Consider the following 8,984-nt stretch of genomic DNA (forward strand, 5'->3'; position numbering starts at 1 on the left):
GAGGCGGCGCCCGCGAGAAATGCGCCCTCGCAATTCAAGTCCCCTTCCCGCCCCGATAGAAACGGAAATCACGGCATAAATTCCACAAGTCGTGGATTCGGCGATAAAATTTTGAAATTTTATCTCTTAAAATATAATAAGTGTAGCATGCTTAGTAAGAGATGCGGCGTAAAATTTGAAATTCTGCAACGAAAACGGCGTCTATGCAATGCCCGTTCTGCATCCGCGTCGCAAATTTTAAATTTAGGATAAAATTTTAATGGCTAGCCCCGCGCAAAATAGAAAAATCCCCGCATAGATCGCTAAAAACGGCGCGATTATCGCATAATGGATGATGAACTCGAAGAAATTGTAGGTCATGTGCTTGCTTTTGGGCTCTTTAAATTTTAATTCTAGCGGCTCGTTCGAATCAAACGGCGTGTTGGAGCGCAAAATGTGCCTCGGGCTAAACATCCAGCGCACGAAATCTATTCTATTGCGCTGCATATAGTCTTTGCCGGTGCCCAATACGCCGTTTATATAGCATGCAAAAGCCACCGAAAAACAAAATGAGCCCGATGTCGATCAGCTTATCGCTTATAAGGTATCCCATTCTTCAAATCTTTTGATTAATATTTTTTCAAATTTTTAAAACCACAGATTGTAAAAATCAAACCCCAAGAACCAACGCCGCAACCGGCAATAAACCATAGAGAGAAAAATGTAATCCAAAAATACATCTTAATTTTCGAGGTAAAATATAGGTTAAAGCTTTTTAGCCCGAAGCTTATCTCTCCCATAGCCATTTCGCCGAAATAATAATATGTAGTTCCTAAATACCCCAAGAAAAACGTAAATATAATAGCGGGAATTCCTTTTGGAAAAACTTTTAAATCATAGATATTTGGCATATTGTAAAAACTAAGATAAATCATCAAAGCCGAGCAAACAATCACCCAAATCCACATAAAACTTACGTAAAAAGCTGTAACCTGGGGCATTGCGCTAATAGCTTCAAAGGCTTCGATATTCGGAAAAATTCCTTTCATAAATTTAACGAAACTAGCGCAAGCTTCGCTTTTATCTAAAACTTTTATCGGTATAAAAAACACCGATAAAGATATAAGCGCATAAATAGGCATCGAATATTCTGCGAATTTAGAGAGCTTGGATTTTTCGCGGATTTTCGTAGGTCTCGAATCCCATTCGCGCAATTTGTGCTTTGGGGAATTTTCGTTTTCTAAATCGCTCATACAATCGATCCTTTTATTCATTGCAGATTAAATTTTTTAATCTCATACTTCGATGAAAAATTTAACTCAAAACGAAATATGCATGCTTAGCGCGATTATGCAAAGTAACATCGCCAGCGGTACGTATAAAAAGCGCCCCGTATTGTACCAAAACGCGCCGTACTGCTTGGATGCACCCGAATTTACTTCATCTAAAATTTCATCTTTTTTGATCACCCAAAACCACGAAACCGCGCCGATGACCGCGCCGATCGGGATGATGTAGATCGATACGAAGTCCATCCACGGCCCCCATTTGACGATCGCTTCCATATTCACGCCCACGCCGAAGCAGATCACGCACAAAAGCACGAGCGTGCAGGTGCGGTTCAGGCGCGGAAATTTATGCATCAAGGACTCGGCGACGACTTCAAACATATTTTGAAGCGATGAAATTCCGCCGAAGATCACCGCCGTAAAGAGGATGATCGCAAAAATTTGCCCGCCGATCATATCTTGTAAAATTTTAGGCAGCGTCACAAAAAGCAGCCCCGGACCCGCGGCGGGATCGGTGTGATACGCAAAGACCGCCGGGATCATCACGAGCGCGGCCACCATCGCCGCAAGCGTGTCGAAAAACGCCGTATTTTTGGCAGCCGAGACGACATCTTCGTTTTTAGGCAGATACGCGCCGTAGACGATCATACCCGAGCCCGTGATCGAAAGCGAGAAAAACGCCTGTCCCATCGCAGAGATCCACACCATCGGATCGCTAAGCTTGCCGAAATCGGGCGTGAATAGAAATTTATACCCAGCGCCCGAGCCCGGTAGCATGGCGACCTTGACCGCAAGCACCGCAAAAAGGATAAAAAATAGCGGCATCATGATTTTGTTGGTTTTTTCGATACTGTGCGCGCCGAAAAACAGTGTAAAAAGCGTGCCCGCAACGACGATAAAGTGAAACGGCACGACCGAATACGGCGTTAGCGCGAAGGATTCAAACCAAGTGTTCGTATCCACGCTCATCAGCGAACCGTCTATGGCCTGCGCTAGGGCTTTAAGCACGTATGAGATGATGACTGCGTAGCCGATCGCAATACACAGCGAGCCCGCAAGCGGCAGCCAGCCGATGATCCTGCCGACGGTGCCGAGCCCGCGGCTTTTCCACGCGTATTCGTAAGAGCCCAGAGTGCCGGTTCTGGCGCGGCGTCCGATCGCGTACTCGGCGCTAAGTCCCGCGTAGGAAAACAGCGCTATAAAAAATAGATAGATCAGCAAAAACGCGCCCCCGCCGTTCGTGCCGAGTTTGTAGGGGAAGCCCCAAACGTTTGCCATACCCACGGCAGAGCCCACGCAGGCGATGATGAAAGCCCAACGCGACGAGAAACTTCGTTTATTCATTTGCATACCCCTATTTAAATTTGCGTTATGGTAGCAAAAAAGTATTTAAATTTTATTTATTGTGCGTAGGATTTGGGCTACAGAGCGGTAAAATTTTAGGGCATTTTGGGTTTGAGCTTGCAGAATTTTGAGCAAGCAAATTTTAAATAGTTAAATTTCACTCATAAAATTTTAAAGAGTGCGCAAAATTTAAGCGAGTTAAAATTCGGCGCGATAAATCTGAGCGAGCTGAAATTTATCGCATGTCGAAATTTAAACCGCTTTTTGGCTAAATTTAAGTTAAAAACGCTATAATCCCGTTTCTTTTATTTCGTGCGCTCGTAGCTCAGCTGGATAGAGCATTTGATTGCGGTTCAAAAGGTCGGGGATTCGAATTCCTCCGGGCGCACCATCTACAAATATTTTTTTCGCTATAATCCGTGAAATTTTAATCTTGGAGCAAAAATGAGAGCATTCGCCGAATGGGAAGAGCAAGAGGCGCTTTTGGCGTCTTTGCCGCACGCAGGTACCGACTGGGCGCCGTATTTAGGCGAGATACGGGCGGCTTATCGCGACTTTATCGCCGCCGCAGCGAGGTTTGAGCCGGTCGTCGCGATCGCGCCGAGCCGCGAGGATTTTGAGCAAATTTGTGGCGGCTTAGCAAACGTCAGCTTCGCGCAAATCGATACCGACGATACGTGGATCCGCGATTACGGAGCGATCGACGTAGAGGAGGGCGGCAAAATCACGGGGCTAAATTTTCGTTTCAACGCCTGGGGCGGTAAATTTGCAAGCGCCAAAGACGACGCGTTAAATTCAAAATTTTACGCCGCGAACGCCCGCCCGCTGCGAGACGTAGATCTGATCTTAGAAGGTGGCAGCGTCGATTTTGACGGCGCGGGCACGATGTTAACTACCAGCACGTGTTTGCTAAACGAAAATCGCAACTCGCTAAGCAAGGCCGAGCTGGATGCGCGGCTGCGTGAAATTTTCGACCTAAAAAACATAATCTGGCTGGGACGCGGCTTTATAAAAGGCGATGATACCGACAGCCACATCGATACCCTCGCGCGCTTTCTAAGCCCGCGCACTGTGGCTATTTCGTCGTGCGACGATCTGAGCGATCTGCATTACGCGGAGCTTGGTGCGATGAAGGATGAAATTTCATCGCTCGGATACGACGTGATCGAGCTGCCGATCCCGCGTGCGATCTTTTATCGGGGGCGCAGGCTGCCCGCGACTTACGCAAATTTCGTCTTTTTAAACGGCGCGCTCATCGTGCCTACCTACGCAGACCCCGCAGATCCGCACGATCCAAACCGCGCCGCGGACGAGCTGGCGCTGTCGCGTCTGCGAGCAGCGTGCGCGGATCGCGAAGTAGTGGGAGTAAATGCGCGCGTTTTCATTCGCCAAAACGGCTCGCTGCATTGCTCGTGCATGAATAAATTTAAACTTTAAATTTAGATCGAAGGGAAAATATGAAAATTCTAAAAGTTGGACTGATTTCGCATAAATTTGAAGGCACCAAGGCGCGCACGATAGCGCGTAGTATCGAGCTCATCGCGCGCGCAGCGGCGAAGGGCGCGCAATTAATCGTTTTGCAAGAGCTTCATCAGACGCATTATTTTTGCCAGCGCGAAAATACCGAAAATTTCGACTATGCGCAGGATTTCGAGCGCGATTTGCGGCTGTGGAGCGAGGTAGCGAAGAGATTTGGCGTCGTGCTGGTAAGCTCACTTTTCGAGCATCGCGCCGCGGGGCTGTATCACAACACCGCCGTGGTCTTCGAGCGCGACGGCTCTATCGCGGGGCGGTACCGTAAGATGCACATACCCGACGATCCGCAGTTTTACGAAAAATTTTATTTCACGCCGGGCGATCTGGGCTTTGAGCCCATAGATACGAGCGTGGGGCGGCTCGGCGTGCTGGTGTGCTGGGATCAGTGGTATCCAGAAGCGGCGCGCGCGATGGTGCTACGCGGTGCCGAGCTGCTCATATATCCGACCGCGATCGGGTGGTTCGACGGCGACGGCGAGGACGAAAAAGCGCGCCAGCTGGAGGCCTGGGTCGCGGTACAGCGCGGGCATGCGGTGGCAAACTCCCTGCCCGTAATCGCCGTAAATCGCGTGGGCTTTGAGAGCGCCGCTCTGAGCGAGGTCTCGCCGGATGAAATTTTATCTGGGGGCGAAGCAAATTTGAATATGCGCGATAAAATTTCACGCTCCACGGATGCGAGCGGCGAGAGTAAAATTTTAAGCGAGGGCGGAATTTTATCTTTTAATAACGGGGCGCTAACGGGTAGCGACAAAATGGCGATCGGCGGCGAAATTTTGCCCGCGAAAAATGAGGCGGCGCGAGAGAATTTAAAAATTTCGATAGAGATCAAATTTAACGGCGAAACTTTAGAGGTGCTGCCGAATAAACAGCGCGTAGATCAGCTTGTCAGCGAAGAGGGGATTAGGTTTTGGGGCAATAGCTTTGTTTTCGGCGCGCAGGGCGAACAGCTATTTCGCGCAAATAGCACCGATGAGCTATGTGAAGTCGTAACCATCGATATGCAAAGATGCGAAAACGTTCGCCGCTGGTGGCCGTTTTTGCGAGATAGACGCGTAGAGGAGTATGGAATTCTCACGAAGAGATACGGGCTGTAGCATTCTGTATCTCGAATAGACATATGGTTTATCGGACGCGCACAGAATGAAAGCAAATAATTTTTATGGTATCAATGTGTAGAGGCGCCGCCGAAATACATCAATAGACCAAATTGGTTTAAAATTTCGATTTTGAAATGCCCGCAAAATCGGACTTTGTAAATAAATTGTAAAAAATTTGCCAAAAACTATTGACAATTTTTAAATTTTTCTCTATAATTACGCCAAGTTTCGCATATAGGTATGCGGGATGAATTTTATATAAGGAGTAAACCATGAAAAAAGGTTTTACTATGATCGAGTTGATCTTCGTTATCGTTATTTTAGGTATCTTGGCAGCTGTTGCTATTCCAAGACTTGCAGCTACTCGTGATGATGCTGAGATCGCAAAAGCTGGTACTAATGTTACCACGATTGTATCGGATCTTGGCTCTTATTATACATCACAAGCGAAATTTGCTAACGATCTTAAGTCTATGACAAATGTAGCAATAGATCCAGGTACAGGTTTTGTTGGTGAACTTAAGTCCGGTGGTAAAAAGTGCTTAAAAGTTACATTGAAAGATTCTGTTGCTGCGAATGGTACTGCTGGTATTGTTCCTGCTTATTTAAAAGTAGAGCAAGGTGCTGATAGTGGTGCTTCAATCTGCACTAAGCTATATGCGGATCCTTCAATTATAGATATCTTAAATAAGAAATTTAAGTATGTAGATAATGTAGATGGTACTGAAAAAGAACTTGATGGTTTTGCAATTAGCGGTGTTGCTGTAGTTAAATAAGTTAATATTTAACTTATAATATAGGGGTCTAACTTTATGTTAGACCCTTTTTACGTTTATAAGTACAAAAATAATATTTTTATAAGTATTATTTTATATTTGAAATTATTAAATCTAATTTAAATATAACTTTTAATTTTTTAAATATTTTTATTTGAGTATTACTTCAAAGATTAGTGTATATTTTAGTTTTAAATTGGGGTATAGCCAAGCGGCAAGGCAATTGGTTTTGGTCCAATCATTCGGAGGTTCGAATCCTCCTACCCCATCCATTTGGAGAATTTAAAAATTTATTCGCACTTCTTGTATCGCAGAGTAGAGCAGTGGTAGCTCGTCGGGCTCATAACCCGAAGGTCGGTGGTTCAAATCCACCCTCTGCAACCAATATCTTTAAATTTATATCACAGCATCGTGACTTCAAAATTTTACTCTTGACTTCATTGAGGAATAAGAAAATCTTCTATAATCTAAATCGGGGTATTTTATCTACTAATTCATTTCAAGCTAATGGCTTAAAATTAATAATTATCGAGAAAGATATATAAAATTCTTTAAATTGTAAAATTTGCCGACTCGTCTAAAATTTGTGATTTATCATACCACCAATCTTATCAATAATATTAAATAGGAATTGCGAAAGACTTAAATTTGCACGGATTTTCTTATCGTAACATTTAGAATTTTAAGGCTCTCTTTAACTTAAGCTCACACAAAGGAGTAGTAAGTTACGATGAGAGCTATGAAAAACAGGTATATAGTCCGTTCCCGAATTTCAGAAAAGAAATTTAGAGAAATTTTAAAGTACTTCGCAGAAGATATAGAAGCATCAAAGATATCAAATTTAACTAAAATTTCAGAAGCAACCCTATGTAAAATCTTTAGAGAAATAAGAGCTCTTATGTCTAAAGAGTGTGAAAAGATAAGCAAATTTAGCGGTGAGATTTCCAGCTTGCAAGCTCGCCTAGAAGCTTCGCTTTGAGATTGATGAAAGCTACTTCGGATCTAAAAGAGTAAGGGGTAAAAGAGGTAGAGGCGCAGCAAATAAAACGCCAGTGTTCAGTATGCTTAAAAGAGACGGCAAAGTTTATACTCAGATAGTTAAAAACTGCTCTGCTAGTGAGCTAATACCCATATTATCGCAATATAGCGAGCTTGATAGCTCTACTATCTATTCTGATTGCTGGAAGGCTTATGACGGTTTGGTAGATTACGGAGCCAAAGAGCACTACAGGGTGAAGCACTCTAAAAATGAATTTGCTAACGGTAAAAATCATATAAACGGCATAGAAAACTTCTGGGGTTAAGCTAAATTTAAAGGTATTAAGAAAGAGAATTTCTTGCTTCATCTTAAAGAGTGTGAATTTAGATATAATACTAAAACTACACAGGAAAACCTATATCAGAAACTGTTGAAATTGATAAGAGAGAATCCGCTTAAGTTTAATTGAGCCATTTTATTTAGCTGCCCGTCCGGTCGCTCGCAAAGACGGAAGTCATGGAAGCTATTCCTCATCTACAATTACCCATCTTTTTCTAGATTCTTCATCGTATTGCTTTAAAATTTCTATTATTCTATTCTGCAATATTTGCAAAGTTTCCATATATTTTGTAGGAATTAGTTCAAAAATATCCTCTAATTCGCAGCACTCGATTATTATGTCTATAATGTATTCATTAACCTTATTTTTTTCCAAATGCGTTGAAATATAGGGCGAAAACAAAATTCTTTGGCTTTCATCTATAGTAATCGCTTTGTATTCCAATGCCTGTAATGAGCCTAGCGCCATTAGCAAAATAGCCCTCTCGCTTACCATGTCAATATTTTTTTCTAATATCATTCGGTGTCGCTCCGCCCGTATTTAATTTTATCCAAAATCATACAAATCTTCCTCTCGTCTATCTCCCCATAAAGGCAGGGATTTGCCAGTTCAAATATGATTTCCTGCAAAATTTCATCCTCATATCCTATGTCCTCGCGGCACTCGATTAAATTTGCCCATTCCTCAAGGAGGTCATATGAAATTTCTTTATCGATGACCCTATTTAAGATGTTTGCGATGGTATTCTTAGTTATCATTACAAGCTCCGATTCGCTATCAAAGCCTATCTTTGCCAAGTCGCTTTTTATCGCGCTTATATCTTTGGTGAAATTTATTAAATTTAATAAAATATCTATTTTAGCCATCAATGTCGCATTTGCCCTCGCGCCTCTATAATCATATTCTTATACTTTTCATAAAGCCTTGGTTTCAAAATTTTAAATTTCACAGCGTTTCTCCTTAGTCCTTTCCAAATTTAAAGCTTTATCCAATCCTCTTTTTTACGCCGAATTCAAATTCGACCTGCTTAAATGCGTCCTCTATGCTTTTATAAAATTTCCCATACACAATCCAATTAAAATTTTCATTTGGGCACCCGCCCAGGGCTAATGACTGGGCAGTATGCAAAGTCATCTCCGTTTCTAGCGCGATAATTAGTGATATATCGGGTTGCTACTTCAAATGCATCGTCATCTTCCGATTCAATACTCCAGCAATCGTATGTGATTATGGGCTTATTGCCGCTTAGGCGATATACATCCCCTCCGACGATAAGCATATCTCTATCTCTTGCGATTTTTAGTACCTCCATTACATCGTCAAATCTTCAAGCGATTCCATAAATTCCGTACTCCTCCCTTAAGCGTATACCGCGCTCCAGCAGATCCTGCGGCACGATATTTACGTAATCTTCATCTATAAATGACATAATTCGCTCCTTTTAAGTATAAGATTATTGCCATTGCCATTTTTCTATTTCGTCTTTCTTTACGAAATACCCTCTTTCGCCGCAAGGATAGTAAATTTTACACCATTCGCCTTCGCAGGATTGGATAGGGATGACTATCTCATCATAATAAGCAAATTCTTCTTTATCTTCATAGAAAATTTTACGAATAACGGCGTCTTTAAATTTATATATAA

The 8,984-nt window shown here is 42.8% G+C and carries 10 protein-coding genes, 3 tRNA genes and 1 pseudogene; 7 read left to right on the forward strand and 7 right to left on the reverse strand.

Going from position 1 to position 8,984, the window contains the following annotated elements:
* Positions 1–243: 243 nt before the first annotated feature.
* The 3 genes from Q0369_RS08785 to Q0369_RS08795 form a co-directional block, all read right to left on the reverse strand.
* The gene (locus Q0369_RS08785; protein WP_298098785.1) at positions 244–507 is read right to left on the reverse strand and encodes a hypothetical protein; all 264 of its coding nucleotides are present in this window, start codon (positions 505–507) and stop codon (positions 244–246) included.
* A gap of 101 nt (positions 508–608) precedes the next feature.
* A complete protein-coding gene (locus tag Q0369_RS08790) occupies positions 609–1,232 on the reverse strand; it encodes a hypothetical protein (RefSeq protein WP_298098789.1) in 624 nt (207 codons plus the stop codon).
* Positions 1,233–1,298: 66 nt separating this feature from the next.
* A complete protein-coding gene (locus Q0369_RS08795) occupies positions 1,299–2,612 on the reverse strand; it encodes a sodium-dependent transporter (protein WP_298098791.1) in 1,314 nt (437 codons plus the stop codon).
* Between the two features lie 314 nt (positions 2,613–2,926).
* Here Q0369_RS08795 and Q0369_RS08800 point away from each other — a divergent pair.
* The 7 genes and pseudogenes from Q0369_RS08800 to Q0369_RS08830 all read left to right on the forward strand — a co-directional run bounded on the left by Q0369_RS08800 (position 2,927) and on the right by Q0369_RS08830 (position 7,469).
* Positions 2,927–3,003, forward strand: a tRNA-Arg gene (locus tag Q0369_RS08800).
* Between the two features lie 53 nt (positions 3,004–3,056).
* Positions 3,057–4,049, forward strand: a complete 993-nt coding sequence (locus Q0369_RS08805; RefSeq protein WP_298098794.1) for an agmatine deiminase family protein — start codon at positions 3,057–3,059, stop codon at positions 4,047–4,049.
* Positions 4,050–4,069: 20 nt separating this feature from the next.
* Complete coding sequence (locus tag Q0369_RS08810; RefSeq protein WP_298098797.1) at positions 4,070–5,242, forward strand: carbon-nitrogen hydrolase; 1,173 nt, start codon at positions 4,070–4,072, stop codon at positions 5,240–5,242.
* A 275-nt stretch (positions 5,243–5,517) separates the two neighbouring features.
* Positions 5,518–6,021, forward strand: a complete 504-nt coding sequence (locus Q0369_RS08815; RefSeq protein ID WP_298098800.1) for a type II secretion system protein — start codon at positions 5,518–5,520, stop codon at positions 6,019–6,021.
* Between the two features lie 197 nt (positions 6,022–6,218).
* Positions 6,219–6,293 (forward strand) — tRNA-Gln (locus Q0369_RS08820).
* A gap of 37 nt (positions 6,294–6,330) precedes the next feature.
* Positions 6,331–6,405: transfer RNA gene (locus tag Q0369_RS08825), tRNA-Met, on the forward strand.
* A gap of 346 nt (positions 6,406–6,751) precedes the next feature.
* Positions 6,752–7,469: pseudogene (locus Q0369_RS08830) on the forward strand (IS1595 family transposase).
* 54 nt (positions 7,470–7,523) lie between these two features.
* Here the strand turns inward: Q0369_RS08830 and Q0369_RS08835 are convergent.
* The 4 genes from Q0369_RS08835 to Q0369_RS08850 form a co-directional block, all read right to left on the reverse strand.
* Positions 7,524–7,859 carry a DUF3969 family protein gene (locus tag Q0369_RS08835; protein ID WP_298098803.1) on the reverse strand — a complete coding sequence of 112 codons (336 nt, stop codon included), beginning with the start codon at positions 7,857–7,859 and terminating at the stop codon, positions 7,524–7,526.
* Entirely contained in the window at positions 7,856–8,206 is a 351-nt protein-coding gene (locus tag Q0369_RS08840) for a hypothetical protein (RefSeq protein WP_298098806.1), read from the reverse strand. Before Q0369_RS08840 ends, Q0369_RS08835 begins: the two co-directional genes overlap by 4 nt.
* A 218-nt stretch (positions 8,207–8,424) precedes the next feature.
* Entirely contained in the window at positions 8,425–8,652 is a 228-nt protein-coding gene (imm40, locus tag Q0369_RS08845) for an Imm40 family immunity protein (RefSeq protein WP_298098809.1), read from the reverse strand.
* Between the two features lie 141 nt (positions 8,653–8,793).
* The coding region (locus Q0369_RS08850; RefSeq protein WP_298098811.1) for a hypothetical protein at positions 8,794–8,984 on the reverse strand (191 nt) is incomplete at its 5' end.

The organism is uncultured Campylobacter sp. (assembly GCF_938030685.1).
Lineage (GTDB): Bacteria > Campylobacterota > Campylobacteria > Campylobacterales > Campylobacteraceae > Campylobacter_B.